Source organism: Salmonella sp. SAL4457 (genome assembly GCF_046548235.1).
GTDB lineage: Bacteria > Pseudomonadota > Gammaproteobacteria > Enterobacterales > Enterobacteriaceae > Salmonella > Salmonella enterica.
Window position 1 is genome coordinate 1 of sequence record NZ_JBGDZO010001440.1, and the last position, 231, is coordinate 231.

A 231-nucleotide genomic window follows, 5' to 3' on the forward strand; every position below is an offset into this window, starting at 1 on the left:
GCCAGTTCCTGCTCGGCCCAGGCGAGAAACGCCTGGCACTGGCTCTCGAAGAACAGCCGAAGCTCGTCGGCCCGCACCCGCTCGACGAAGCGGGTCTCCTTCTGGCTGCCGACCTCCAGGTAGACCAGCGCCAGTTCGACTTCCTCCAGCTTCCGTTCGGCGCAGAGCAGCCAGCCGTAGACCCTGGCCTGGGCCCAGTGCAGGTGCCGGTGGTTGGCCGGTTGCAGGGCG

General features: G+C 68.4%; 1 protein-coding gene. It reads right to left on the minus strand.

Annotated elements, in window-relative coordinates; translation table 11 throughout:
- The coding region (locus tag ACLJNW_RS28930; protein ID WP_410962126.1) for a hypothetical protein at positions 1-231 on the minus strand (231 nt) is incomplete at both ends.